Annotated in this window: 21 protein-coding genes; 12 read left to right on the forward strand and 9 right to left on the reverse strand. The window is 64.6% G+C overall.

Going from position 1 to position 24,529, the window contains the following annotated elements; all coding sequences use genetic code 11:
• Positions 1–7 precede the first annotated feature (7 nt).
• Positions 8–1,567, forward strand: a complete 1,560-nt coding sequence (locus JQ616_RS32765) for an acid phosphatase (RefSeq protein ID WP_212021995.1) — start codon at positions 8–10, stop codon at positions 1,565–1,567.
• 36 nt (positions 1,568–1,603) lie between these two features.
• Here the strand turns inward: JQ616_RS32765 and JQ616_RS32770 are convergent, their stop codons facing one another.
• Positions 1,604–2,992, reverse strand: coding sequence for a glycerophosphodiester phosphodiesterase family protein (locus tag JQ616_RS32770; RefSeq protein WP_349630078.1), 1,389 nt, complete (start codon positions 2,990–2,992; stop codon positions 1,604–1,606).
• A gap of 378 nt (positions 2,993–3,370) precedes the next feature.
• Here JQ616_RS32770 and JQ616_RS32775 point away from each other — a divergent pair, with 378 nt between their 5' ends.
• On the forward strand, positions 3,371–3,658 hold the full coding sequence (locus tag JQ616_RS32775) for a hypothetical protein (RefSeq protein WP_212021997.1): 288 nt from the start codon (positions 3,371–3,373) through the stop codon (positions 3,656–3,658).
• Positions 3,659–3,773: 115 nt separating this feature from the next.
• Here JQ616_RS32775 and JQ616_RS32780 read toward each other — a convergent pair whose 3' ends face one another.
• From JQ616_RS32780 to JQ616_RS32790, 3 genes are all read right to left on the reverse strand, one after another.
• A complete protein-coding gene (locus JQ616_RS32780; protein WP_212021999.1) occupies positions 3,774–4,988 on the reverse strand; it encodes an ABC transporter substrate-binding protein in 1,215 nt (404 codons plus the stop codon).
• 345 nt (positions 4,989–5,333) lie between these two features.
• A complete protein-coding gene (locus tag JQ616_RS32785; RefSeq protein ID WP_212022001.1) occupies positions 5,334–6,902 on the reverse strand; it encodes a DUF4403 family protein in 1,569 nt (522 codons plus the stop codon).
• Positions 6,903–7,136: 234 nt separating this feature from the next.
• Positions 7,137–7,826: a L,D-transpeptidase gene (locus JQ616_RS32790; protein ID WP_212022003.1), complete on the reverse strand. Its 690-nt coding sequence runs from the start codon at positions 7,824–7,826 to the stop codon at positions 7,137–7,139.
• Positions 7,827–8,074: 248 nt separating this feature from the next.
• On the opposite strand from JQ616_RS32790, the gene JQ616_RS32795 reads away from it, so the two are divergent.
• Complete coding sequence (locus JQ616_RS32795) at positions 8,075–9,295, forward strand: acyltransferase family protein (RefSeq protein WP_249137556.1); 1,221 nt, start codon at positions 8,075–8,077, stop codon at positions 9,293–9,295.
• 138 nt (positions 9,296–9,433) lie between these two features.
• Here the strand turns inward: JQ616_RS32795 and JQ616_RS32800 are convergent, their stop codons facing one another.
• Positions 9,434–10,816, reverse strand: coding sequence for a TAXI family TRAP transporter solute-binding subunit (locus JQ616_RS32800; protein ID WP_212022005.1), 1,383 nt, complete (start codon positions 10,814–10,816; stop codon positions 9,434–9,436).
• A 138-nt stretch (positions 10,817–10,954) separates the two neighbouring features.
• Between JQ616_RS32800 and JQ616_RS32805 the strand changes: the two genes are divergently transcribed.
• From JQ616_RS32805 to JQ616_RS32815, 3 genes are all read left to right on the forward strand, one after another.
• Positions 10,955–12,010: a glycosyltransferase family 4 protein gene (locus JQ616_RS32805; protein ID WP_212022007.1), complete on the forward strand. Its 1,056-nt coding sequence runs from the start codon at positions 10,955–10,957 to the stop codon at positions 12,008–12,010.
• Positions 12,011–12,043: 33 nt separating this feature from the next.
• Positions 12,044–12,733, forward strand: coding sequence for a class I SAM-dependent methyltransferase (locus JQ616_RS32810; protein WP_212022009.1), 690 nt, complete (start codon positions 12,044–12,046; stop codon positions 12,731–12,733).
• A 247-nt stretch (positions 12,734–12,980) separates the two neighbouring features.
• A complete protein-coding gene (locus JQ616_RS32815; RefSeq protein WP_212022019.1) occupies positions 12,981–13,598 on the forward strand; it encodes a hypothetical protein in 618 nt (205 codons plus the stop codon).
• 282 nt (positions 13,599–13,880) lie between these two features.
• On the opposite strand, the gene JQ616_RS32820 is transcribed toward JQ616_RS32815, so the two are convergent.
• A complete protein-coding gene (locus tag JQ616_RS32820; RefSeq protein ID WP_212022021.1) occupies positions 13,881–15,545 on the reverse strand; it encodes an aminotransferase class III-fold pyridoxal phosphate-dependent enzyme in 1,665 nt (554 codons plus the stop codon).
• 34 nt (positions 15,546–15,579) lie between these two features.
• Here JQ616_RS32820 and asd point away from each other — a divergent pair, with 34 nt between their 5' ends.
• The gene (gene asd / locus JQ616_RS32825) at positions 15,580–16,458 is read left to right on the forward strand and encodes an archaetidylserine decarboxylase (RefSeq protein WP_212022399.1); all 879 of its coding nucleotides are present in this window, start codon (positions 15,580–15,582) and stop codon (positions 16,456–16,458) included.
• Between the two features lie 2 nt (positions 16,459–16,460).
• Here the strand turns inward: asd and JQ616_RS32830 are convergent, their stop codons facing one another.
• Positions 16,461–17,438, reverse strand: coding sequence for a DMT family transporter (locus JQ616_RS32830; RefSeq protein ID WP_212022401.1), 978 nt, complete (start codon positions 17,436–17,438; stop codon positions 16,461–16,463).
• A 136-nt stretch (positions 17,439–17,574) separates the two neighbouring features.
• Between JQ616_RS32830 and JQ616_RS32835 the strand changes: the two genes are divergently transcribed.
• Both JQ616_RS32835 and JQ616_RS32840 read left to right on the forward strand, forming a co-directional pair.
• On the forward strand, positions 17,575–18,210 hold the full coding sequence (locus JQ616_RS32835) for a bifunctional transcriptional activator/DNA repair enzyme AdaA (RefSeq protein WP_212022023.1): 636 nt from the start codon (positions 17,575–17,577) through the stop codon (positions 18,208–18,210).
• Positions 18,211–18,308: 98 nt separating this feature from the next.
• A complete protein-coding gene (locus tag JQ616_RS32840) occupies positions 18,309–19,148 on the forward strand; it encodes an NUDIX hydrolase (protein WP_212022026.1) in 840 nt (279 codons plus the stop codon).
• On the opposite strand, the gene JQ616_RS32845 is transcribed toward JQ616_RS32840, so the two are convergent.
• Positions 19,149–20,963 (reverse strand): winged helix-turn-helix domain-containing protein, encoded by a 1,815-nt coding sequence (locus tag JQ616_RS32845; RefSeq protein WP_212022028.1) that lies wholly within the window; start codon positions 20,961–20,963, stop codon positions 19,149–19,151. It abuts the gene before it with no gap.
• Positions 20,964–21,063: 100 nt separating this feature from the next.
• Between JQ616_RS32845 and JQ616_RS32850 the strand changes: the two genes are divergently transcribed.
• The 3 genes from JQ616_RS32850 (at position 21,064) to JQ616_RS32860 (ending at position 22,847) form a co-directional block, all read left to right on the forward strand.
• The gene (locus JQ616_RS32850) at positions 21,064–21,423 is read left to right on the forward strand and encodes a nickel-binding protein (protein ID WP_249137558.1); all 360 of its coding nucleotides are present in this window, start codon (positions 21,064–21,066) and stop codon (positions 21,421–21,423) included.
• An 80-nt stretch (positions 21,424–21,503) separates the two neighbouring features.
• On the forward strand, positions 21,504–21,914 hold the full coding sequence (locus tag JQ616_RS32855; RefSeq protein WP_212022029.1) for a hypothetical protein: 411 nt from the start codon (positions 21,504–21,506) through the stop codon (positions 21,912–21,914).
• A gap of 105 nt (positions 21,915–22,019) precedes the next feature.
• Positions 22,020–22,847, forward strand: a complete 828-nt coding sequence (locus JQ616_RS32860) for a class I SAM-dependent methyltransferase (RefSeq protein WP_212022030.1) — start codon at positions 22,020–22,022, stop codon at positions 22,845–22,847.
• A gap of 75 nt (positions 22,848–22,922) precedes the next feature.
• Here the strand turns inward: JQ616_RS32860 and JQ616_RS32865 are convergent, their stop codons facing one another.
• A complete protein-coding gene (locus JQ616_RS32865) occupies positions 22,923–24,467 on the reverse strand; it encodes a FecR domain-containing protein (RefSeq protein ID WP_349630079.1) in 1,545 nt (514 codons plus the stop codon).
• Between the last annotated feature and the right edge of the window lie 62 nt (positions 24,468–24,529).

Consider the following 24,529-nt stretch of genomic DNA (forward strand, 5'->3'; position numbering starts at 1 on the left):
GGCTCGAATGCGAACGAAATCGGCGGTTGTCCTTTTTGCATCGGGTTTCTTCATCTGCGGTCCTGCGTTGGCAGCCGGAGACAGTCCAGGCCCCAGGAAGGATGCAGCCGGCGATCTGGCGCTGATCGAAACGGTCGTGGTGATCTATGCGGAGAACCGCAGCTTCGACAATCTCTACGGCAGCTTTCCGCGCGCCAACGGCGTGGCGAAGGCACCCGCCTCGACGCGGCTCCAGCGCGATCGTGACGGCAAGCCGTTCCGTGAGTTGCCGCCGATCTGGGAAGGCTTGACCGCCAAGGGCGTCACGCCGCCGATCACCCAGGCCGAGACCGAGCATCTGCCCAATCGCCCCTTCTATGCTGACGACCCGAAGGGCTTCAGGCTCAGCTACGGCACCATCACGCGCGACCTCTGGCACCGCTTCTACCAGAACCAGATGCAGATCAACGGCGGGCGCAACGACAAATTCGTCGCCCATGCCGACTCGGGCGCCCTGGTGATGAGCCTCTGGGACGGATCGAAATTGGCGATGTGGAAGCTGGCCGAGAAATACGTGCTGGCCGACAATTTCTTCATGGGAGCCTTCGGCGGCTCCTTCCTCAACCATCAATGGCTGGTCTGCGCCTGTGTGCCTTACTATCCAAATGCCGACACCAACCCCGCCAAGCCGTCGATCTCCGTTGTCGAGCGCGACGGCGTGACGTTGAAGGAAGCTGCCAACTCACCGAAATCGGCGATGGACGGCATTCCGAAATATGTCGGCGACGGCAATCTCACGCCGGATTTCTACGCCGTGAACACCATGCAGCCGCCCTATCAGCCGAGTGGCAACGATCCCGCGAAGGACGGCGACAAGGCCTATGCAAATCCGAACAATGCGACGACGCTGCCGCCGCAGATCGAACCGACCATCGGAGATTTGCTCAGCCTCAAGCACGTGACATGGGCCTGGTATAGCGGGGCATGGCAGGATGTGCTCGACCATGGCAACCGGTCGCCGGTGCCGAACTTCCAGTATCACCACCAGCCTCTCAACTACTATGCCAGCTTCGCGCCGGGCACCGCGGCCCGCGCCGAGCATCTGCGCGACGGCGGCCTGGCCGGCAAGGAGTTCATCAAGGCGATCGACGACGGCAAGCTGCCGCAGGTTTCATTCTACAAGCCGCAGGGCGACCTCAACGAACATTCGGGCTATGCCGATATCCAGGCCGGCGATAGCCATATCGCCGACGTGGTCGCGCATCTCGAGAAGAGCCCGCAATGGCCGCATATGCTGGTCGTCATCACCCATGACGAGAATGGCGGCCTGTGGGATCACGTGGCGCCTCCCAAGGGCGACCGTTGGGGCCCTGGCTCACGCATTCCGGCCATCATCGTTTCTCCCTATGCGCGTCGTGGCTATGTCGACCATACGCCGATGGACACGACCTCGATCCTGCGCTTCATCACGCGCCGGTTCGAGCTGCCGACGCTGCACGGCATCACCGTGCGCGATGCCGCGATCGCCGCCCATGGTCAGAAGCCGCTCGGCGACTTGACCAGCGCGCTGGTGCTCAAGGGGCAGTGAGGGGGCTGTGGACCCGAGTCCTTCGCGCTGCGGACGTCACCAGCCAAGTTCACGCAAGTAAACCGCGCGGGCGGCGACGCCGGTGTGGGTGAAATCCGTGAACACGCCGTCGACGCCGAGACGGAAGAACTTCAGGTATTCGAGAGCCGGATCGCCGCGATAGTCGGCGGCCAGATATTTCTTCTCGTTCCGGAACGTGAAGACATGGACGAACAGGCCGAGCTTGTGCGCGTCGGCGATCACGCTGGTTGCGTCCTGCGTCGTGGCGTCCGCCGTCGATCCCTTGTAGGGCTTGCCGTCGGCGCTCTCGTTCTTCCAGGGCGAGATCTTGTACGGCACGATATAGGCCTTCCACGGACCGATGCCGTCGGCATAGGTCTTGATCTCGGCGAGGCCTTCCGGCGTCAGCATCGCATCGAAGGTGCGGCTGTCGCCGGCGACCGTCCAGTCGTAGGGACGGGAATTGGCGATGTTGTTGAGCAGCACCTTGCCGGTCTTGAAGTCGACGCCGTTGCCGTCGATCAGCTGGACCTGCCGCGTTTGCAGTCCGTGGCTGCGCATGTATTTCAGGCTGCCGGGCTCGAAGCTCTGCACGATGATCGGCGCGTCCTTTGAATTGAGGCCGTTCTCCTTGATGGTCTTGATCAAGGCGTCCTCGAGCGGATGGCTGCCGGGCGCGCCGCAGCCATTGGCGATCGCCTGGGCATTGTTCCAGGTCGGGTTCTTGGTTTCCGGATAGACCGAGATCGAACGTCCCGTCGCCTTGCTCTTGGCCTTGGCGATGTCGATGATGTCCTGGAAGCTGATGATCGGAAACTTGCCGTTGAACAGCTTCGGCCGTTCGTTGGCCGCATCATAGGTGGTGCCGGCGATCCAGGTCCTCAGCTCGGCCATGGTGAAATCGGTGATCGACCAGTCGTTGGTATGGTCGTCGCCGTCGACGATCAGCGCCTTCAGCACCGACTTCGGATCGGCCGGATCGACGAGGTCGGTCGGATATTCCGCCGGCCCGCTGGTCGGTGTTTGCGCCCATTTCACCTTGACGGGAACGCCCGGCGTCGTGCGCTTGCGTTTGGCGACTTCCGCATTGGTCTTCGCCACTTCGGCGACGTTGGTGTTGTCGCCGAGCCATGGATTGTGGCGTGCCACCAGCACGCAATCCTTGGTCAGATGCAGATCCTCTTCGAGCGAGTCGGTGCCGAGGTCGGCGGCGAGCTCGTACGAAGCCTCGGTCTCCTCCGGCACCAGGCCCGGCACGCCGCGATGCCCGATCACCAGCGGCTGCTTGCCGTCGACGGTCAGGAAGGGTTTTGCGCCGGCCGGTGCCGGGCCGGTTTGCGCTGATGCCATCGACGGCAGCAGAACCGCCGCACCGAGCAGCATCGCTCCAACATGTATCTTCCGTCGTGAACGAATCTGCTTCACGGCCAAGCCTCCATCTTTCGTATAGCGCGCCAGGCCGAACGCCTTCAGGCCTGACACGACCGACGCTGTTGTGTTCTTGTCTCAATCTCCTGACAAGCGGATGACTGGGACAGGCCGGCAAACGCTGGCGTCGCAGACGAGGCTTGTGAGACGCGCCGCGGCGGCGAGTTCGTCGTTACCCGCGGTCGCCGCCCCGACGCTCGATCCAGACGGTGTTGCCGGAGACCTCCCGGGTCCGTGAGCACACAGACAATTGAAGCCCAGCGCCCGAATAAATCGCATCCGATTAAATCGGGATACTTGAAGACCGGTCGTGCCGCGCCTTTATCAGGCGCGAACGAATAAATCGTATGCGATGTAAATCGCGGGAGCGTGACCATGACTACCAGGAATTTCCACCTCGCAACGGCGTTCAAAACCATTGCGCTCGCGGCAGCGCTATCGGCCGTCGCGGCGACCGCGGCCTCGGCGCAGGCCGCGATCTCGGAGCCGGCCGCCTACCAGGCGCTCTATCCCTATCGCGACGTGCTCAACAACGGTGCGCCGACGCCGGCCGCCAAGCTCGTGCTGGAGCCGCCCGAGGTGTTGCAGAGGCTTCAGGCGCAGGAGAGCGGCATTGGCATCGTTCAGGCGCCGCGCCGCATTTCGCACCGTGCCGGGCGCTGAAGCTGGATGCCGTCGTTGAAATGAAAAGGGGATGCGGATCGATTGACCCGCATCCCCTAATTTCAGTCATCCGTGGTCGCCGCAGGTCAAATCGAGTGCGTCGACGCGCCTGTGGCTAGTTCGACTTCACCAGCGGGCAGCCGCCCTTGTCGAGCGGACGGAAGGCTTCGTCGCCCGGCACGGTGGCGATCAGCTTGTAGAGGTCCCACTCGCCCTTGGATTCTTCGGGCTTCTTGGTTTCGAACAGGTACATGTCGTGCACCATGCGGCCGTCGATCCGGATATGGCCGTTCTTGGCGAAGAAGTCGTTGATCGGCGTCTTGCGCATCTGCTCCATCACCTTTGGCGCCTCGTCGGTGCCGATCGCCTCGATCGCCTTCAGGTAATGCATGGTCGCCGAGTAGAGGCCGGCCTGGATCATGGTCGGCATGTGGCCGACCTTCTCGTTGAAGCGCTTCGAGAAGGCGCGGGTCTCGTCGTTCATGTCCCAGTAGAAGGCGTCGGTGACGATCAGGCCCTGCGTCGCCTTCAGGCCCAGTGCGTGGGTGTCGGTGATTTCCATCAGCAGCGCGATCAGCTTCTGGCCGCCCTGGGTCAGGCCGAACTCGGAGGCCTGCTTCAGCGCGGTAGTGGTGTCGCCGCCGGCATTCGCCAGGGCCACGACCTTGGCCTTGGAGGCCTGGGCCTGCAACAGGAAGGACGAGAAGTCCGACGAGTTGAGCGGATGGCGCACGTCCCCCAGTACCTTGCCGCCGCTCTCCTTGACGACGTTGGCGGCGTCGCGCTCCAGCGCCTGGCCGAAGGCGTAGTCGGCGGTGACGAAGAACCAGGTGTCCTCGCCGCGCTTGACCATCGCCTTGCCGGCGACGTTCGACAGCGCGTAGGTGTCGTAGGTCCAGTGCACGGTGTTGGGCGAGCAGGCGGTGCCGGTGATGTCGGAGGAGCCGCCGCCGGAGTTGATGTGGATCTTGTTCTTCTCGCGCGTCAGCGCCGAGATCGGCAACGCGACCGAGGAGGTCGGCACGTCGAGGATCGCATCGACCTTCTCGTTGTCGTACCAGTTGCGCGCGATGCTGACGCCGACGTCGGGCTTGTTCTGGTGGTCGGCTACCACGACCTGGATCGGCTTGCCCTTAACCTTGCCGCCGTAATCGGCGACCGCCATCTCGACGGCGGCGACCGAGCCCTTGCCGGTGGCGTCCGCATAGAGGCTCGACATGTCGGTGAGCACGCCGAGCTTGACGACGTCGTCGGAGATCTGGGCGTGAGCCGCGGTGCCGGAGGCCGCGAGCGCGAGGCCGGCCGCCGCTGCGGCCAAGAGCGATTTCATCGTGTTTCTCTCCCTGACTTTTCGTTGGTTGCTTCCACGGGGCACGTTCTATCCGGTGCGGCAAGCTGTCGCAAAGACGACTTTTTGGGCATATGGCGATCCGGATCGGACGCCGGGATGATGTCAAGTTGGATCGGTCGGAGCAGCAGACTTGTTGCACCTCTCCCGCTTGCGGGGGAGGTCGGCGCGACGAGCAACGCAAAGCGTTGTCCGGAGCGTGCCGGGTGGGGGCTCTATCCCCACCCTGACTCGTGGAGAGAGCCCCACCCCAGCCCTCCCTCGCAAGCGGGAGAGGGAGCCCAACCGCTTCGCGGCTGTTATTCAGCTGCTCTCATGAAGATCTGACTACAGCGCCGGCAGCGCTGACACGGCGGCCTTGATGGTGCCGTCGGTTTCCACGATCACCCGCAGCGTCTTCGAATCGAACGCGATGTCGGCCAGGCGGATGCTGTTGACGTCGGCGTCGACGCGGATGCCTTCCTCGTTCTTCTGAAGGTCGGCGATCGCGGCGGAGATCTTGCGCTGGGCGTTGGCCGCGAACGGCTTCAGGTCGACGACCAGCCGGTCGGCCAGCGCCTGCTGCATATGCGGCATCGCGGCGCGTGCGGCCGCGCCGAGCAGGCCGAACGCCGCCTCGGATTCCACCGCCAGCTCGACATCGGCGAGCCGCAGCGTCTGCGCCTGCTGGTCGAGCCGCGGCCGGCCCCAGATGTGCACGGTTGCCTCGGCGCCGAAGCCGAAGAAGCTCTTCTTCTCCTTGGCGTGCACCAGTAGCGAAATCAAAAGCCGGTCGCCGGAGGCGGCGATGCTCGCGCTCTTGACGGTGACGTCGACCGGGCCGGAACCGTCCTCGGGGAAGGTCTTGCCCTTGAGCTGCGCCTCGACCAGCTGTGTCAGCGTGGTGAAGGACATGTCGACCGGCAGGCCGATCGCGATCTGGCTCGACATCGGCGGCACGATCGAGAGCTTGTCGGGGAACGGGCAGTTCGGGGTGGTCTGCGTCTCGGTGATCCGCGTCTCGGCCTCGATTCCCATCGTCAGGATCACCGAGGACGCATCAACCTTGGGCTGCGCCGCGATCGCCCGGATCGGCCGTAGCTCGAGCCACATCGGCGGCATCGACGCGGTGCCGCCGGTGCCCTGCAGCGGGATCGAGCGGCAGGCCTTGGCCCATTGCGCGCGGGCATTGTTCTGGAACACCGGGTCGTTGCGCAACCGCGCCTCGACCGCGGAAATCTGGTCGGCCACCGCCTTGTCGATCACCGGCTTGACCTGGGCCGGCACGTTGATGCGGACGCCGGCGGCCGACAGGCTGGTGTCGCCGAGATTGACCTGCGCCTGCAGGTTCGGCTCGATCCGCCAGGACGCGCCGAGCTTCGGCCGTGCGGTCAGGGTGACGTTGCCCTTGATGTCGGCATTGGCGTCGATGTTCTTGATGTTCACCGCGCCGATCTGCTTGGCGACGTTGCCGCCGAGCAGGCTGCCGAGTGCGTTACTGACGGCGCCGGTCGCCTTCGCCGACAGCGAGCCGGTGACCTTGAGCGTACCGTTGATCGGGGTCGTCAGCGTCAGCACGTCCTGTGCGCCGGTGGCCGCGATCGGCCCGCGCGACGCGGTCCAGCCGATGTCGGCATTTTCCAGGATCTGTTGCACCGGGTTGTCGGCCTTGCCGCCGAAGGTCTTCGGCGCGCCGCGTTCGGCGGCGTCGCGGATCGCCGACAGCGCGACCGAGACCTGCGCCACGACCGTCGAGGACCGCGGCGCCTGCGGCAGCGGCGGCAGCTCGGCGAGCTTCGGCTTCTGCAACGTGGCGCTCGGCGAGAGCCAGTCCATAGCCTTAAGGCTGATTGCGAACGAGATCAGCACTACCGTGATGCCCAGTGCGATCGTTCTTGGATGCATCGGTAGACGCATCATTCCCCCGGATGAAAATCAACTTTGACGGGTTGTACAGGCCCCCCGACGAGGGCGCCAGTGTGGCGGGATCAAGCTGCTTCAGGGGCGGAAGCAGGCCGCATCTCCAAGGTCACCTGGACGTTAACGATTGTGAACGCGACAACGGCCCCGGTGGGGAGCCGGAGCCGTTGTCTGGGCCTTTATCTGAGCCTTGGAGGAGGCTTTGGGGTAGGCTTGGGGAAGTCGGTTTTGCTAGCGGACGGCCGAACCAAGGTCAGCGCGGCGGTCGGTCATCGGCAGCACGATCACCTTGGTGCCGACGCTGACCCGCGAATACAGGTCGCTGACGTCCTCATTGGTCAGACGCAGGCAACCGGAGGACACGTGGGTGCCGATCGTCTCCGGCGCGTTGGTGCCGTGGATGCGGTACACGGTGCCGCCGAGATACATGGCGCGGGCGCCGAGCGGGTTGCCGGGGCCGCCGGCCATGTGGCGCGGCAGATAGGGCTGGCGGGCGATCATTTCCGGCGGCGGGGTCCAATCCGGCCACTCCGCCTTCTTGGTGATGGTCTGGGTGCCCGACCAGGTGAAGCCGTCGCGGCCGACGCCGATGCCGTAGCGCATCGCCTGGCCATTGCCGAGCACGAGATAGAGATAGGTGTGCGGGGTATCGATGATGATGGTGCCGGGCGCCTCGCGCGTCGGATAGGCGACGACCTGGCGGCGGAGCCGGGCGGGCAGCTCGACGGAACGGTCTTCTTCCTGCGCCTGCGGCATCGACTGCACCGGCGGCTGCACGGCCTCGGTCGGCGGCGTCAGGATGAAGGGGAAGATCGGCAGCGGCGCGGCCGCGGCGGTGTTCGTGAAAGCGACTGATCCAATCGCCAGCGCACCGAAGGCGGCGGCAGCGAGACGTGCGTTCAGCTTGATGGAATTGAACATTGTCGACCCCTGTTGTTTGCGCCCTGCGCGCCAGTTCCGGCGCGTCGTTGGCTCAAACCAGTACAGGTGAGGCGTTTCAGGACGTTTGCACGAAATCGCCAAAATGGTTTCGTGCCGTTAGGGTTTTGTTTCGTCCGTGTTTCGTCGCAGGGTTAAGGGCTTCTTGCCGGGAGGTGTACCGCATCAGGACAATTATCCTGGCACGGCGCTTGCTGTCCGAAGGCGTGGTTCGGAATGGAGCGGAAATCATGCCAGCGCCTTCGATCGGGAGCATGCTGGATCGGCAGAAAGGCTTCGGTCCCGGGTTCGATTTTCTCCGTGTTGCGCTCGCGATCGCCGTGGTCGCGGGACACACGCCCTATGTTGCGACCGGTAACGGCACCTCCGATCAGGCGTGGATCATCTGGTTTCCGCAATTTGCGATCCTGGTGATGTTCTTCGCACTGAGCGGATTTCTGATCGCCGCGAGCGGGCTGCGGCTCAGCGTTAAGGAATTTCTGATCAATCGCGGCTTGCGGATCATTCCGGCGCTCGCGGTCGAGATCGTGCTGTCGGCGTTGATCCTCGGGCCGATCTTCACAACGCTGCCGCTTGCCGACTATTTCACCAGCGCCGGCACCTGGAAATACTTCACGAACGTCGTCGGCCTGGTGAATTACACACTGCCGGGCGTGTTCACCGGCAATCCCGCACCGGAGGTCAACAGCTCGCTGTGGACCGTGCCGTTCGAATATGGCTGCTACGCGGTGATGGCGGCCATCATGATCCTGGGTCTGCTGCGCAGGCCGGCGCTGATCGTGCTCGGCGTCGTCGTGCTGGTCGGTATCGGATTTGTCGCACAGTTCACCGGGCATACCGCCAATCCGTCGCAACTTCCGCCGGGCGTCGCGGGCACGTTGTACGACAAGATCTTCAGCACGGCGCTGTTTCTCGGACGTGGCGCGAAATTGCCGGTCGCCTGTCTGGTCGCAATCGCGATCTACCTCTACCGCGACCGCATTCCCTATGACGGGCGCATTCTCGCCGCCTGCTGTGCGCTCTGCCTCGGCGCCGCACTGCTTGGACCGGCGGCCTGGATCACCCAGCCCGTCCTCAATGCCTTCGTCGCGCCGGCGCTGGTCTATATCACCGTGTTCCTCGGCGTCTCCAATCTGCCGCGGCTGCCGCTGTTTTCGAAGGGCGACTATTCCTACGGCATCTATCTGTACGGCTTTCCGATGCAGCAGGTGGTGAAGGTGTGGCTACCGAATGCGTCGCTGATCGTTCAGTTCGCGATTGCGATCGTGCTGATCACGACGTTCGCGGCGCTCTCCTGGCACTGGATCGAGAAGCCGGTCCTGAAGCTGCGTCGCCATTTCTCCTTCGTGGCGCGCAAGCGGCTCGAGCCGGACGAGGTGGTCAAACCGCTCGATGGGATCGGGCCGCTTGCCGTCAGCGTGAGCGGCAGCCGGAGCGCGCGATCTTCCTGACGAGAAGCAACAACGCCGCCGCTCGGATGTGGATGTATCAGGCCAGTCCGTCCCACAGCAGCTTGGCCGCGGCGATGACGAGAATGGCGTAGCAGGCCGCAATCCAGACATTGCTCCCGGCGCAACCGGCGTGCGCGCCTAGCCGACGCGCATCCTCGGCAGGCCCGGCTTCTCGCTGTTGATTACCGCGCGGCGGTCGGAGACGGCGTGGTGGAATTGCTCGAGCGTCAGCCCGATTACCGAGAGGTCGCCTTCCTCGATCGCGCCGTCGTCGTAGCAATCGAGCGCCTCGCGCAACAGCGCGTCCGCAGCGCCCTGCATAGCCGCGAGCTCCTCCGCCGTCTCGGCGCGGCGCACCCGTGAGATCAGCTTCAGCAGATTGTCGCGATGGGCGATGTAGTGCTCGCGCTCGTTGCGCTTCATGTAGTGCCGCAGCCAGGCGCCGGCCGAACCGAAGCCGGAGATCAGCAGGATGCCGCCCCAGATGTAGTCCGAATATTTTTCCAGGAAGGTGCGCTCGGTGCCGTCGATATAGGCGGCCGCGCCCTGATGCGCCGGCAGTGCGGCGTCCTTGTCGGTGTCGGGCTTCTCGATCTTGGCCGCCGCCGGCAGGTCGCGCGCGACCTGGAGCCGCTGCGTGAACAATTGCCGGTCGAGCGCGCCGACGGTCGATTCTTCCAGCGCGTGTTGCGCAATGATCAGGTGATTGACGCCGACGGTCTCGACCTTGTCCTCGGGCCGCGCCGGCGACGACGAGAAGATGCTGCCGGCGATCTCCTCGGATTCATAGCGCGGATGTTTCTGCGCGATCGCTTCCGAGACGTCGATCGGGAGGAATACTGGTTCGCCGCGCGCGGCCGCCGTCGCCGCGATCGCTTCCGTCGTCACCTTGCTGCCGAGCGGGCCGACGGTCATGTAGGCGTCGAGCGAGGGATCGCGCGCGAGGTCGGCGACCTTGTTGACGGCGAACTGGCTGATCGTGACCTTGTCGGGATTGACGCCGGACTCGCTCAGGATCACGCGCAGCAGCGTGACGTTGGCCTGGGTGCTGCCGACCACGCCGACCTTGTGGCCGGCGAGATCGTCGATGCTCTTGATCTTGGCGGATCGCCGCTTGCCCTTCGCTCCCGAGGGCGCCCACAGCACGACGACATTCTTGCGCAGGATCGCAACCGACTCGGCGCTCGCCGGCAGATCGAGATCGCCGCGCACCACCGCGAGGTCGACCTTGTTCGCGGTGAACAGCGCGATGCTTTCGGCTGCGCCCTGCGTCGTCACCGGCTTCAGCCGCACCGAGCTGCCGCCATGCGCAAACGCCTGGGCGAAGCCCTGGATCAGCTTGACGTCCTCGCTGCCGGTCGGGCCGACCGCGATCAAGAGCGTCACGGGACGCAGCGCGTAGTACAGCGTGCCGGCGGCGATCGCGAACACGAGCATGCCGGTCGCGAGGATCAAGAGCGACGAGTTTCGCCGTCTGAGCCTGCGGCGCGCGGTGCCGGGATTTTCACTCTGCTCTGACATCTGATTGTCATCTTACACGAAAAACCGGCAGCTAGCCGTGAAAAACAACCTAACATTTCGATGACGTCATACGTTTGAAACATCCATGTCAGAACGTCGTGCGAGCAGAATCAAGATTAACGATTTGGATCTCGTGCAATGCGCATACTCGTTGCGACCGATGCCTGGCATCCGCAAGTCAACGGCGTGGTCCGGACGCTGACCTCGCTTGCGCGCAGCGCCGAGACGCTCGGCGCCGAGATCGAATTCCTAACTCCCGACGGCTTCCGCTCAGTCGGCGTGCCGACCTATCCCGGCCTGCGGATGGCGCTGCCGAACCGCCGCGAGATTGCGCGCCGGATCGAGGAGGCCGCTCCCGAGGCAATCCATATCGCGACCGAAGGACCGATCGGCTGGTCGGTGCGCGGCTATTGCCAGCGCAACAAGCTCGCTTTCACCACATCCTATACAACGCGATTTCCGGAATATGTTTCCGTGCGCACCGGCATTCCGGACAGCGTCGGCTACGCGGTGCTGCGGCACTTCCATGCCGCCGGCTCGATGACGATGGTCGCGACCGACTCGCTGCGGTCAGAGCTTTCCGAGCGCGGCTTTCGCAAGCTCGGCTACTGGACCCGCGGCGTCGACACCAGGATCTTCAATCCCGACCAGCCGGCGCTGCTCGACCTGCCGCGGCCGATCTTCATGACGATGGGCCGCGTCGCGGTGGAGAAGAATCTCGACGCCTTCCTGTCGCTTGACCTGCCGGGCTCCAAGGTCGTGGTCGGCGACGGCCCGCAACGGGCGGCCTTGCAGCAGAAATATCCCGACGCGATTTTCCTCGGAGAGAAGAAGGGCCAGGATCTGACCTCGCACCTCGCCGCCGCCGATGTCTTCGTGTTCCCGAGCCTGACCGACACGTTCGGCGTCGTGCAGCTCGAGGCGCTGGCTTGCGGCACGCCGGTCGCGGCGTTCCCAGTCACCGGCCCGAAGGACGTCATCGCAGATCATCCGATCGGCGCGATCGACAATGACCTGCGCGCCGCCTGCCTGCGCGCGCTCAACATGTCACGCGCCGACTGCCGCAATTTCGCGTTGGAGCGTTCCTGGGAGAACAGTGCGCGTCAGTTCATCGGCAATCTGGCTACGTTGCAGCCGAGCCGCGCGCCGCGGCCCGCACGCCGCGTTGCCGGCCGCAGTGCGGTTCCGAATTAACAGCTCAATCGAACGAAAGACGAGAGACTATCTATGGCTGAAATCATCAAGCTGGGCGCCGACCGTTCCATGGACTTCGACCGCGAGACGGTCGAGCAGGCCTATGACCGCTGGGCGCCGATTTACGACCTCGTGTTCGGCGGCGTGTTCAGCAAGGGCCGGCAGGCTGCGATCCAGGCCACCAACAAGATCGGCGGCCGCGTGCTCGAGGTCGGCGTCGGCACCGGCATCTCGCTGCCGCTCTACGGCCAAAATGTCCGCATCTTCGGTACCGACATCTCGGAAGCGATGCTCGAGAAGGCCAAGAAGCGGGTTGCCGAGCAGGGCCTGAAGAATGTTGAGGGTCTCGCGGTGATGGACGCCGAGAAGCTCGAATTCCCGGACAATTCGTTCGACGTGGTGATGGCGCAGTACGTGCTGTCGGCAGTGCCGAACCCGGAAGCCGCGATGGACGAGTTCGCGCGCGTGGTGAAGCCCGGCGGCGAAATGATCATCCTGACCCGCGTCAGCGCCGATGCCGGCGTCCGCCGCTTCATCGAGCAGACGCTGCAGCCGGTGGTGCGCCCGCTCGGGTTCCGGACCGCCGAATTCGCCTGGTCGCGCTACACCAAGTGGCTGGCCGGCGCTGGTGGCATGGAGCTCGCGGAACGCCGCCTGATCCCGCCGCTCGGTCACTTCTCGCTGGTCCGCTTCCGCAAGGCGGATGTCGCCAAGGCCGCCTGAGCGGCAGCCAAGGCCGGCGGCCCAGCCCGCCGGTCCTCCCCGGGTAACGTCGCGCACAGCGCGCCGCAAAACCGGGAGGCTACGATCCTCTCCGCCTTGTCCCCCGCAAGTTTCGCCGGGATGAGGCGAAACTCTGCTCCGGTTGCGTCAAGGCGTCGCTCCGCATTGTCATATGTCATTATGATGATGTCACACGCGATACATCGAATCCCTGTAAATCCTGTCCCGAAAGATGTTGGGGGAACCAATGATCAAGAACTTCCTGCAAGAGCTGCGTACCCAGCGTTGGGATGACCATCGCTTCTACCATCACAGCCGGATCAACCAGAGCCTGCACTTCGTCAGCGCGCTGAGCTTCGTGTTCGCCTATGTGATGCTGTTCTTCGATCCGGTCGTGTCGGCGCTGGTCGGCTGGCTGGTCTCGATGACCTCGCGCCAGGCCGGTCACTTCTTCTTCGAGCCGAAGGGGTATGACCACGTCAACCAGGCGACCCACGAGCACAAGGAAGACATCAAGGTCGGCTACAATCTGCAGCGCAAGGTCGTGCTGATGGCGATCTGGGCGCTGTCGCCGATGGTGCTGTACTTCGATCCGACGCTGTTCGGCCTGGTCAAGCCCTGGGTGACGATGACCGACTTCGCCCGTCAGGTTGCCAAGATCTGGCTCGTGGTCGGCATCGGCGGCCTGCTGTTCCGCACCATCCACCTGTTCTTCATCCGCGACATCGAGACCGGTCTCGTCTGGATGACCAAGATCATCACCGATCCGTTCAACGACCTGAAGCTCTACCACAAGGCGCCGCTGTTCCTGATGAAGGGCGAGCTGATCGATCCGGGTCTCGAGAAGCACGTCAAGCACGCCTGATCGTTGCTCCCAGCGTCTGCAAACTTGCGTCATGCCCGGGCTTGTCCCGGGCATCACCGTCTTAGGGCTCCTGTGAAGAGACTCGGCCGAGCTGTTCGCCACAACGGGACTGTGCTCCCTCTCCCGCTTGCGCGGGAGGGCCGGGGTGGGGGTGTCGCCGCTTGCGATGCTCTTTATGTGGAGAAAGCCTCCACCCGCGTCGCATCTGGCGATGCGATGCGACTTCTCCTGCACGCGGGAGAGGTGAAGGAAGGCCGTGGACGCGTCAGGGCCGATAAGGTCTCAGCGCCCGAACCTCACAGCGACCATCTCCTTCAGGATCTGCCGCTTGATGTTCTTGTTGGTGAGGCCTTCCTTGTGCCACCACCAGCCGTCGCGCTTCATCTTCTCGGACGCGGCGACGAAACGGTCGGCAACCTCGCTGAAGTCGGCGTCGGTGTAGTTCAGGGTGAAGATCAGGCGGCCGGTGCCGACCCAGCTCAGCGCCAGCCCCTCGGCGCGCAGATAGTATTGCAGCATCCAGTTGTAGCGGGACGGCTCGGTGTAATAGACGGTCCAGATCGACGAGATGTTGCCGACGCGAACCGGCAAGCCCGCAGCCGCGAGGCGGTCGTTGAGCGCCTTGGCGCGGCCGTTCCAGGTCTCGTCGAGGCCGTTGTAGATCGAGCGGAAGTTCGGGCTGGCGAGCCGGCTCAGAAACTCGTCCATCGCCGTCATCACATAGGGATGCGAGTTGAAGGTGCCGCGGGCGAAGCAGATGTCGGCCGGACGGTCGTCGCGGAAGCGCCGCATCAAATCCTTGCGGCCGCACACCACGCCGATCGGCAGTCCGCCGGCCAGGCTCTTGCCGTAGGTCGCCATGTCGGCCTTGACGCCGAAATATTCCTGGGCGCCGCCGGCGGCGAGGCGGAAGCCGACGAACACCTCGTCGAAGATCAGGACGATGCCGCGCTCGGTGCAGACCTCGCGCAGCTGCTTCAGCCATTCGGTGTAGGCGGCGCGGTCGTATTTCGACGAACGCGAGGAGTCGACCAGTGCGGAATCGCCGGGCGCGTTGGCGTTCGGATGCAGCGCCTGCAGCGGATTGACCAGCACGCAGGCGATGTCCTTGCGCGTGCGCAGCACGTGCAGCGTCTTCTCCGACATGTCGGCGAGCGTGTAGGTCTCGTGCGGCGACACCGGATTGCCGACGCCGGGCTGCACCTCGCCCCACCAGCCGTGATAGCTGCCGGCGAAGCGAACCAGATGCGTCCGCTTGGTGTGGTAGCGCGCGAGCCGCACCGCCTGCATCACGGCCTCGGTGCCGGACATGTGGAACGAGACCTCGTCGAGGCCGGAGAGCTCGCAGAGCCGCTTCACATTGTCGGCAATGATCGGGTGGTAAGGGCCGAGCACCGGGCCGAGCGCCTGCGCGCGCTTCTCACCCTCGGCGATGCACTCCTTGTAGAAGTCGTTGCCGAAGATGTTGACGCCATAGGAGCCGGTCAGGTCGTAGGACACATTGCCGTCGAGATCGGTGACGGTGACGCCGCTGGAGGCCTCGACGAAGGCCGAGGTGCCGAGATGCTCGCGCACCAGGCGGCTGTACTGGAACGGCACCCGATAGGTTTCGGTGAATTGCAGGTCCGAGATCCGCTCTGTCACCTCGGTGGTGAGCGCGCGGCCCTTGGGGTAGCGGTCCTGGTAGAGGCCGGCGAGGCGGAAGAAGCCATCCTGCCGCTGCATCGCGATGTCCTTCGGCGCTCCGTCGGAGCAGAAGAACGCGTCGATGTCGAATTCGTAGTGCGGCACCATGCGCGCGACCATCTTGGACATTTTGGAATGTCCGGTCAGCGAGCGGTGCTTGGCACGCGACAGCGCGAGGCGGGCCTGAATTTTGGGGAAAGCTGCGGCGGCGCCGGCAAGGGCGGCGGCGGACAGCGAGAGAATCGGAAGGGATGTTTCCATGACAGAAGCGCTAGCCTCGGCACCTAACAGATTCATGACAGTCAAGGGCCTGATCTCGGCATTCACCCAGCAGGAAGACCTCAATTTCCTGCTCACCAACCGGATTCCGCGGGCGGCGCTGACCCGCTTCATGGGCTGGTTCTCCAAGGTCGAGAACCCCCTGGTGCGCGACGCCTCGATCGCCTGCTGGAAGCTGTTCTCCGACCTCGATCTGTCGGAAGCGAAGAAGACCGAGTTCAGGAGCCTGCACGATTGCTTCACCCGCGAGCTCAAGCCCGGCCTGCGCCCGGCGGTGGCCGATCCCGCCATCATCGCGAGCCCGTCGGATGCGATCATCGGCGCGCATGGCCGGATCGAGGACGGGCAATTGTTCCAGGTCAAGGGCGCGCCGTATTCGCTGCTCGATCTGCTCGGCGATCCCGCGCTGGTGGAGCAGCACAGGAACGGGCGCTTCGTCACGCTGCGGCTGACCTCGAGCATGTATCATCGCTTCCACGCGCCGTATGACCTTGCGATCGACAAGGTGACGTTCATTCATGGCGACGTCTGGAACGTCAATCCGATCGCGCTGAAGCGGATCGAGCGGCTGTTCTGCAAGAATGAGCGCGCGGTGCTGCGCGCGAAACTGCCGACCGGCGAGGCGCTGACGCTAGTTCCGGTGGCGGCGATCCTGGTCGCCAGCCTCCGCCTGCACTTCCTCGACATCACGCTGAACGCGCAGTCGCGCGGTCCGGTGGATTTCCCCTGTGACGCGCATGTGAAGAAGGGCGACGAACTCGGCTGGTTCGAGCACGGTTCGACCATCATCGTGCTGGCGCCCGATCATTTCGAGTTCTGCGACAATGTTGCGGAGGGAACACGGATCAAATGCGGCGAAGCATTGTTGCGCAAGCCAGTCGGCACACGGGGTTAGGGCTATTTCGATCGGGTGGGCGGCGTTAGCGCCGTCACCGCCTTCGACAGGCGCCAGCGCAGCGGTAGCGTTACGGCGATGACCCCGAGTACGATCAAGGTCATTCCAGCGATCGTTGATCGGGTGAAGTCTTCACCAAGAAGGAGAATGCCGAGGGCAACGGCAAATCCCGCCCGCAGGTAGCTGCCGCTGGTGGTGCCGAGTGGTCCGAGGGTGCGTACCAGACGAAAATAAATCACCATCGCGATGGCGGTGCATAGGACCGCAAGGATGGCTACAGCCAGGACGGATTTGGGTGTTACGACCAGCGTCCAGGGCTGTTCGATGATGATCGCTGCCGGGAGTATGGTGATTGCAGCGCAGCTCATTGCTCCCGCTGCTGTCACGATCGCGGGCAGGGTTGAAAAGCGCTGTCCCCACATGGGAGCCAACGCGTAACAAAGGCTCGCAGCCAGCACGGCGATCTGCGCCATCGGAGCCGTATTGATATCATGGAGCGATTGGAAGCCGAGCGCGACCACCACGCCGGCTAAACCCATTCCGACGCCGATGATTTTTTGCACGGTGATCAGCTGGCCGCGATATCCCGTCGCCATCGTGATCAGCAGCACGAATATCGGTGGCGTTGCATTGAGCACGCCGGCAAGGCCGCTTGCGATATGCTTTTCGCCCCAGCTGATGAGCGTGAACGGTAGCGCGCTCTGCAGCTGGCCCTGGACGAGAAAGGCCGCCCAAATCCCGCGCTCGCGAGGGAGCGAAAGCCCTCGCGCTCTTGCGATCAAGACTAAAATGAGTGCCGCGATGGTCACCCGCGCAGCCGTCATAGTGAGGGGAGGGATTGCTTCGACCGCCACCCTGATCAAGGTGAACGAACTGCCCCAGATCAACGAGAGCAGAACCAGCAGGCCGACTTCCAACGCAAGATTGAGTTGGCCTCGGTCGCGTGGAGCGGCTTTGAAGCTGGTTGCGGGTATCTGCATTTTCACGGCGGCACCTCTCGAATCGACCTCAAGATCGCTCGGAACAAGGTGTCTTGCTCGCCGGATTCGGACGTCATCCCCCGATCGCGTCCGATTCCAGCTACTCAGTGCGGCGGCCTGAAGCTAGGCTTCCTGCATGGCCGCGGCTTCACTCCATCTGCAGACGCTTCCCCCACATCTCGACCGTGGGACCTGCGACCGCGCACGGCTTGCCCGTGACGGTCGTTTCGACGGGCTATTCTTTTCAGGCGTTCGCTCAACACGGATCTATTGCCGTCCGGTCTGTCCGGTGCGCCCCGCCCGGTCCGAGAATGTCACGTTCTACGCAACCGCTGCGGCAGCGGAACGGGCCGGTTTTCGTCCCTGCTTGCGCTGTCGGCCGGAAACTGCGCCGGGATCGCCGGCCTGGATGGGAACAGCAACGACCGTCGCGCGCGGGATGCGGATGATTGATGAGGGCTATCTGGATCGGGCCTCTGTCGCGGACCTGGCAAAAGCGCTTGGTGTGGGGCCACGCCATCTTCTTCGCCTGTTTATGCGGCATGCCGGAGCGAGTCCGAGCGAATTGGCCGCGACGAAGCGGGTGCAGAAGGCAAAACGGTTGATCGATGGTACCGATTTGCCACTGGCCGAGATCGCATTCTCAGCCGGTTTCACCAGTGTGCGCCGCTTCAATGACGAGTTTCGAGCGATCTACAAGCGCGCACCATCCTCATTTCGTCGATCGACCGGGAACGGAACGTCAAAGCGGCGTCAGCCTTCGCGGCTATAGGAACATGCTCGCGCGATCTCGCTTTTTCGGTCGCATGCCGCTACTATGGAGCGTCTCGTCACGAGACGATCCTAAATCGCAAACCTGATGGACACGAGATGGCGCGGACGCCTGTTCTGGCGGCGGGAGGCATTGTGCTGCGGCGGGAGACACCGCCGCGCTTTGCCGTCGTGCGCCTGCGCAAGCGCAATGAATGGGTGTTGCCGAAGGGCAAGCTCGACGACGGCGAAACCGCGCGCGCCGCGGCCGAACGCGAGGTGCTGGAGGAAATCGGCCACGCCGTCGACGTGCATGAATTTTTGGGCACGCTCGTCTACGAGTCCGGCGGGCGCTCCAAGGTGGTGCATTACTGGCGCATGGATGCCGGCGGCAAGCCGGTGCGCGCGTTGATGAGCGATATCAGGGAGGTCGATTGGCTCCCGCTCGACGCGGCGCTCGATCGCCTCTCGCGCGGCTATGAGCGCGTGTTCCTCGAAAATGTCGGCCCGATCGCCTTGCAGGCCGCGGCGAACGCCGAGCGCGATCGGCGCGCGCGGTTGCGGGTTGCGGCCGCGGAGCGACGGCGTGCGCGCCTTTCCGCTGACGAGCCGGTCGTTGACGCGCCCGAGGTCGTCGGGACGCCTGCGATCGCCGAAGTTGCCGCGGAAGTGCCCATAGACGCCGAAGCGCCAGCGCCTGCAGAGCTGCCGGTCATGGCGGATACCTCCGATCTCGTGGAGATGCCGGCGGAGGATGCCGCACCGGATCAGCCTGACATGGTGCCGGAGCACACCGCTGCCGAGGCCGGCAAGGCAGTCGAGGCCACGCCTGTCGTGGAGCCGACGGCATCGGAAGCGCCGCCATCCGCGCGCGCGATCGCAGCCGCCACCACGGTCCAACCGATCCCGCGCAAGAACTTGATCGAGCGCGTGCGCGACTGGCTGCGCCGCGCGGCGTGATCACCCGCACATCTGACGCCGTGCGGCTGGCCGCCACGCGTCAATGTCACGCTGCAAGGCCGCGCAGTCGGCAACGCGTTTGGGCGATCCCAATTCACCGGCCAGAAGCCGTGCCGCATGAACCTCGGCCATGGCGCCTCGCGTATCGCCACGCTCCAGCTGGAGCCTGGAAATCTGCAATCTCAGCCGTACGATCTGAACCCGCCCCTCGGTGCTGGACCACAATTGGCGGGCGAGATGCAGGTGCCGCATCGCCGCTTCATGATCCTGCCGGGACAGCGCGAGGATCGCCTGCGCTTCGTTGGTGAGCGCGCGGATCGAGGGCATCGGCCAGCGATCGGGATTTCCCGAAAGCTCGCAGATCAATGCCTTTGCCCGACCGCTCCGATTGGTGTGTGCCGCAACCAGCGCCAGGTGCGCGAGCAGGATTCCCCGCCGTTGCAATGTCCACCAGGTCTTGCCGATCAAACTCCGTTCGAGGCTTGCATAGGCGGCTTCTGCTTCGCCTCTTGCGAGCAGGAGCATGGCGCGGCCCGGCTCCGGACACCAGCCCAGCGTGTAGCTTCGGTCGTAGGCTTCAAGCGCCGCGTCGTCATCGCCGATCGCAGCCAGGATATCGCCCAGCACCCGATTGGCATCGCCCATCGACCACGGTGCATCGCTGGTCAGGCGCACGAGCGCGTCCTGGATGCGCGCCAGCGCTTCGTCGAGCGAGCCCCTGATGCCGAGCACCTCGGAGCGATGCAACTGGCACGACCCCGTCAATTCCATGCCGCTGCCCGAGCAGAAATTCTGATAGCTCCGCGTCCACTGGTCGGCCCGTGCCCAATCTCCGAACATCCGGGCGGCCCAGAGAATATTGCAGTACAGGCTGCCGCCCATGATCGGGTCCAGATTGGTGCTGGACAGCGCAACGGCCGCGGCATGATCCTGATCGGCCAGTCCGCCATGCGTGTCGCCGAGGCAGAGCCGATAGAAGCCGCGATAGGCCAGGCTCAGCGCCTCGATGTTGAGCGCATCCTTGTATTTGACGCAGGTGTAGGCAGCGTCGGCCAACGCGAGCGCCTGTTCCGGCTCGCCGTCGAACGCAGCCAGTTTCGACTTCATCCATAACAGCAGGGCCGTCGTCGAGGGATCATCGATCCGCGAGGCCCAATCTTCGGCGCGCGCGAGCCAGCCTTTTCCGATCGCGGCCTGACCGCTCTCGAAATGCAGGCCCGAGAGCGCGATCGCGTCAACCGCGGCGCCGGCCGCATCGCCGGCCTCGCTGCGCGCGGCGACCGCGCGAACCAGAATTGGAATGGCCGCCGTCGTCTTGCCCAGGCATTGCAAGGCAAGCGCCCAATTGTGCAAATCTTCAGCGTTCAGCTCGCCGTTTTCGTCTGCGCTCGCGAACAGGGTTGCTGCTTGTAGCCACAATTGTCCGGCGGCTGCGCGGCGGGCAAGGCCGATTGTACCGATTGCACCGACAGCGGCATCGACGCGCATGTGGTCGATGCGTTCCGGCTGCCTGATCTCGGACTCGAGAAAGAACCGATAGCCTTTGCCTGGCAGGTTCCGGATCGCGCCGTCCATGCCACCCCTGCGCAGCGCGGCGCGCAACGAACTCACTGCACGCTGCAGCGAGTTGTCGGTGACCGTCACATCGGGCCACACGGCTTCGAGGAGTTCGTCTTTGGAGATGACGCGGTCGCGGTGTCGAACGAGATAGACCAGCAGGTCGAACACACGTGGCTGCAAAGCGACTTCTTGGCGCGCGCACAGCAGCACGCGTCCAGCTTCATCAAGCTCGAACAGTCCAAATGAGAATGCCATGTGTATAGGTCCGGGGTTGCCGGAAAAGGTTCAGGCAAAGATCAGACAATGATCAGTCCGCGGTAAGGACAGTTGGCGCTGACGGCGCCTATAGCTGAGCATGGCCGCGATCACCGCTGCCTGCTGTTCAACCGTCCCAACCGAGGAGATTTCGATGGAACTCTATGTCATTCGCCGTCCGAGCGCGTGGGCGAACATGAGCGAGCTCGAGCGCGCCGGCGCAACGTCCGCCAGGATCGGCGACGAGCAGATGCCGGACCGCGTCCGCTGGATCCGCAGCTATGTGGTGCATGAGGCAGATGGTCGCATCGGCACATTCTGCATATACGAGGCGCGCGACGGCGACTCGATCCGGGACCATGCGCGCTGCGTCGGCATGCCGGGCGAGGAATTCTACAAGGTCGCGGCAACCGTCGTGGTGCGTGGTGATCCGGTCGAACCGCCCATTGCAGCCGAATGACGCCCGCGGGGGCGTCGCATGGTGCATCCCGGCCAAACCATGATCCGGGGCGCCATCACACTTCGATCAAGGAAACGATAATGTCGATTTCATTCATGGAGTCCGTTTCAAGTCCGGTGCGAAAGCATTTTTTCTTGCTGCTCTTGCGCATCCGCCGGTTCGTCAATCAATCGGTCGCAGGCATGCTCGAACATCGCGAGCGGCAAGCCAGCCGCTTGATGCCGCGCGAGCGCGGCGGCCGACGGTCGAAGGCCGCAGGCAACCGCTGTGCCCGGCCGATCATTCGAAGCGCGGTGCTCGGGCTGATGATCGCGGGTCTGTCATCACCCGTGTTCACACGAGCAGAGGAGCCTGTCGTTCGGAAGAGCAGTCCGACTCCGGCGCAGCAGGCTGTTTGGTCTGAGCGGCGCAAGCATGGCTGCAGGCATCGTTCGGATTGGACCATGGTCGCCGCATCCAAAATCCCGGTCCTGCTCGACCGTCGCACCTAGCTCGTAGCACTTTGAAGTCATTGCACTGACACGACGCTTTTCAACGCAACTCGCGGGCTTTCGGCGAAGCCGTGAGCCCCACGACATTTTCAAAGGAGATGCACAATGAACGTTCAAACCGAATTCCCCGTCGTCGATCTCGCCGCGGTCAAGGCGCGCCAGCAGGCCACCTGGAGTTCAGGGGACTACGCGATCGTCGGCACCACGCTTCAGATCGTGGGCGAGACGCTCTGCGAGGCCGTCGACCTGCGCAGCAATCAGATGGTGCTCGACGTCGCCGCCGGCAACGGCAATGCGACGCTGGCCGCGGCGCGGCGCTTTGCCGACGTGATCTCGACCGACTACGTCGGCGCGCTGCTCGAGCGCGGCCGAGAGCGGGCGGCTGCGGAGCGTCTGCCCGTTACGTTTCAGGAGGCGGATGCGGAGAAGCTGCCGTTTGCCGATGCAAGCTTCGACGTCGTGCTGTCGACCTTCGGCATCATGTTCACCGCCGATCAGCACCAGGCGGCGAATGAATTGCGTCGGGTCTGCCGCATCGGCGGCAAGATCGGCCTTGCGAGCTGGACGCCGGAGGGGTTCATCGGCCAGGTGTTCAGGACCATCGGCAAATATGTGCCGCCGGCGCCGGGCGTGAAATCTCCGGCGTTGTGGGGCACCGAGGCGCATCTCGGCGTGCTGTTCGGATCACAGGCGGCGGTCGATGCCAAGCGCAGGCATTTCAACTTCCGTTACAGGTCGCGCGAGCATTTCCTCGAGATCTTCCGCACCTATTACGGTCCGGTGCTGAAGGCTTTCGGCGCGATCGATGCGGTCAAGCAGCAGTTGCTCGCCACCGACATGTTCGCCCTGATGGATCAGTTCAATGTCGCCAAGGACGGGACGCTGGTCATCCCGGGCGAATATCTGGAGGCGGTGATCACCAAGCGGGGCTGACCTGCCGCTGTTCGTCGATCGGAGCGTGGCGCCGGCGTTCTCGCCGGCGCCACATTCGTTCGCTGATGCGATCGCTCAGTAATGTCGCTTGTCCTTGGGCGGCGGCTTCGCTGCGCGCGGCGGCGGTGCGCGCCGTTGCGTAAAGCTGGGGCGTGCCTGCACTGCGGGCCGCTGCATTCCCGGACGGGCGCCCGGTGCGGCCTGCTGGATGCGGGGCCGCACCTCACCGGGTGCCTGCGGCGCCGGCTGCGCTGCGCCCTGTCGCGGCACGCCCGGCTGCGCCGCAGGTTGTCCTGGCTGGCGCACGCCGCCCGGCACCTGCGTGCGTTCGGGCTGCAGACCGCCTTGACGTGCGGGCTGCTGCTGCCCGCCGGGCTGCGTCGCGCCGCCCTGTCGTGCAGGCTGCTGTTGCTGTCCCGCGGGCTGTTGTCCGGCCGGCGTCTGAACACCGGGTGCGTGCGGCAAGGTCGTGCCGCCGGGCTGGCCGGGCAGCGCGTGTTGTGCGCCGCCTTGCTGCTGCGGGCCCGGCTGTTGCGAGCCCTGCCGTCCGGGTGTGCCCGGTTGCTGCGGCTGGCCGGGACGGTTTTGCTGACCGGGTTGCTGCTGGCCCGGACGGTTCTGCTGGCCCGGCTGCTGCGGGGCATTGCGGTTCTGGCCTGGCAGGCCGTTCTGGCGCTGCGGGTTCGGTTGCACCGGCTGGCCGCGGTTCGGATAGGGCGCCGCCGGATTGGCCCTGCGGAAATCCGGATTGGCGCGGCGGAAGTCGCGCTGCTCGGTCACGACCTGGCGGCCCAGCGTCTGCGCTGAATGCACCGCGCGCACAAAACCCTGGTCGCGCGCCATCTGTTGCGGCGAGATCGTCAGCGGCACCGCGGCGAAGCGCGCGCCGCCGGTACCGGGGCGAATCGCAAAGCCGCTCGCGCCGCGCGTCAGCACGCCAAGCGAGGCGCCGCTGCGATCATTGACCTCGATGCGGCCGACATGTCCGTCGGCATCGGGATAGAGCTTGATGCCCACATTGTTGCTGGTCGCGGTGGCGCCTTCGGGCACTTCGACAAGGCCGGTGGTGCCGCGGATGCCGAGGGTTGCGGTCGGCGTCGAGATCTTCATGTTGCCGGTCTTGGCGACGGCGGCGGCGACGAACGCCGCCGTTCCCTTGGCGACGTTGAACAGCGCGCTGTTCTGCTGGCCGCCATCCTCGTAGACATAATTGTCGATCGTGATCCTGGCGTTGGCGCGCAGGTTGAAGGTGGTGCCGTCGTTGAAGGTGATGCCGAGCGAGGAGGTCGCTGACGTCGCGACGTCGTCATTGGCGAAGATGTCGTCGCGGATCTGTAGCGGCGTCGTGGTGTTGTTGCGCGTGACGGTCGCGGTTCCGGTCAGCGTTGCGACGTTGCCGATCGGTTCGGGTGCGCTGGCCTGTGGCGCGGCGGCCGGGGCTGCAGGCGCAGGCGTTGATGTTGCAGGCGGTGCCGGTGTCGCGCTCGGCGCCGGGGCGGGCGAGGGCGCAGTCTGCGCTTGCGCGAGCTGGGTCAGGCCCGGCGCGGCATTGGCCGTTGTATGCCAACCCATCGTGACGCCGGCACTCAGCAGGAGCGCAAAGAGGAAGGCGCGGCGCATCACCATCGATTCCCGGGAGACATTGGGGACCGGCAATTGAGCCGCGTCAGGCTGAATGCCGA

This window comes from Bradyrhizobium tropiciagri, from assembly GCF_018130545.1.
Classification (GTDB): Bacteria; Pseudomonadota; Alphaproteobacteria; order Rhizobiales; family Xanthobacteraceae; genus Bradyrhizobium; species Bradyrhizobium tropiciagri_A.

Excerpts from the sequence above, each read along its gene's own strand:
- JQ616_RS32765 (WP_212021995.1), top strand. The coding sequence starts at position 8 with ATGCGAACGAAATCGGCGGTTGTCCTTTTTGCATCGGGTTTCTTCATC.
- JQ616_RS32775 (WP_212021997.1), top strand. The coding sequence starts at position 3,371 with ATGACTACCAGGAATTTCCACCTCGCAACGGCGTTCAAAACCATTGCG.
- JQ616_RS32780 (WP_212021999.1), bottom strand. The coding sequence starts at position 4,988 with ATGAAATCGCTCTTGGCCGCAGCGGCGGCCGGCCTCGCGCTCGCGGCC.
- JQ616_RS32785 (WP_212022001.1), bottom strand. The coding sequence starts at position 6,902 with ATGCGTCTACCGATGCATCCAAGAACGATCGCACTGGGCATCACGGTA.
- JQ616_RS32790 (WP_212022003.1), bottom strand. The coding sequence starts at position 7,826 with ATGTTCAATTCCATCAAGCTGAACGCACGTCTCGCTGCCGCCGCCTTC.
- JQ616_RS32795 (WP_249137556.1), top strand. The coding sequence starts at position 8,075 with ATGCCAGCGCCTTCGATCGGGAGCATGCTGGATCGGCAGAAAGGCTTC.
- JQ616_RS32800 (WP_212022005.1), bottom strand. The coding sequence starts at position 10,816 with ATGTCAGAGCAGAGTGAAAATCCCGGCACCGCGCGCCGCAGGCTCAGA.
- JQ616_RS32805 (WP_212022007.1), top strand. The coding sequence starts at position 10,955 with ATGCGCATACTCGTTGCGACCGATGCCTGGCATCCGCAAGTCAACGGC.
- JQ616_RS32810 (WP_212022009.1), top strand. The coding sequence starts at position 12,044 with ATGGCTGAAATCATCAAGCTGGGCGCCGACCGTTCCATGGACTTCGAC.
- JQ616_RS32815 (WP_212022019.1), top strand. The coding sequence starts at position 12,981 with ATGATCAAGAACTTCCTGCAAGAGCTGCGTACCCAGCGTTGGGATGAC.
- JQ616_RS32820 (WP_212022021.1), bottom strand. The coding sequence starts at position 15,545 with ATGGAAACATCCCTTCCGATTCTCTCGCTGTCCGCCGCCGCCCTTGCC.
- asd (WP_212022399.1), top strand. The coding sequence starts at position 15,580 with ATGACAGTCAAGGGCCTGATCTCGGCATTCACCCAGCAGGAAGACCTC.
- JQ616_RS32830 (WP_212022401.1), bottom strand. The coding sequence starts at position 17,438 with ATGCAGATACCCGCAACCAGCTTCAAAGCCGCTCCACGCGACCGAGGC.
- JQ616_RS32835 (WP_212022023.1), top strand. The coding sequence starts at position 17,575 with ATGGCCGCGGCTTCACTCCATCTGCAGACGCTTCCCCCACATCTCGAC.
- JQ616_RS32840 (WP_212022026.1), top strand. The coding sequence starts at position 18,309 with ATGGCGCGGACGCCTGTTCTGGCGGCGGGAGGCATTGTGCTGCGGCGG.
- JQ616_RS32845 (WP_212022028.1), bottom strand. The coding sequence starts at position 20,963 with ATGGCATTCTCATTTGGACTGTTCGAGCTTGATGAAGCTGGACGCGTG.
- JQ616_RS32850 (WP_249137558.1), top strand. The coding sequence starts at position 21,064 with ATGGCCGCGATCACCGCTGCCTGCTGTTCAACCGTCCCAACCGAGGAG.
- JQ616_RS32855 (WP_212022029.1), top strand. The coding sequence starts at position 21,504 with ATGTCGATTTCATTCATGGAGTCCGTTTCAAGTCCGGTGCGAAAGCAT.
- JQ616_RS32860 (WP_212022030.1), top strand. The coding sequence starts at position 22,020 with ATGAACGTTCAAACCGAATTCCCCGTCGTCGATCTCGCCGCGGTCAAG.
- JQ616_RS32865 (WP_349630079.1), bottom strand. The coding sequence starts at position 24,467 with ATGCGCCGCGCCTTCCTCTTTGCGCTCCTGCTGAGTGCCGGCGTCACG.